The sequence below is a fragment of the Pseudoalteromonas sp. GW168-MNA-CIBAN-0100 genome, assembly GCF_040309225.1.
Classification (GTDB): Bacteria; Pseudomonadota; Gammaproteobacteria; order Enterobacterales; family Alteromonadaceae; genus Pseudoalteromonas; species Pseudoalteromonas arctica.
Window position 1 is genome coordinate 1 of the sequence record NZ_JBEOOL010000453.1, and the last position, 283, is coordinate 283.

The following is a 283-nucleotide window of genomic DNA, read 5'->3' on the forward strand; positions in this document are numbered from 1 at the left end:
TATTTGCTGCCAGTTTAAAGCATTTATCGGCGGCAACCGCGGGGCTAATTGCTTGCCTTCAGCCACTTTACGGCACATTATTAGCTATTATTATTTTGCATGAGCGCCCCTCTATCGCCACTTTTATTGGTGGTGCATTAATTGTTAGCGCTGCTTGTTTTGAAACTTGGTCTATTGCACGGAAATCACGCCAATGAAAGTATTTGCCCATCGCGGTGCCAGTGGGCACTTTCCAGAGAACACCCAAAGCGCCATTATGGCGGCCTTACAAATAGGCGTTGAC

Annotated in this window: 1 protein-coding gene and 1 pseudogene; both read left to right on the top strand. The window is 47.0% G+C overall.

Annotated elements, in window-relative coordinates; all coding sequences use genetic code 11:
* Positions 1-197 (top strand): EamA family transporter (locus tag AAEY62_RS21910; protein WP_350636509.1); only part of this gene is annotated, 197 nt, incomplete at its 5' end.
* Positions 194-283, top strand: a pseudogene (locus tag AAEY62_RS21915) (glycerophosphodiester phosphodiesterase); the annotation flags it as partial. The gene AAEY62_RS21910 and the pseudogene AAEY62_RS21915, both read left to right, overlap by 4 nt.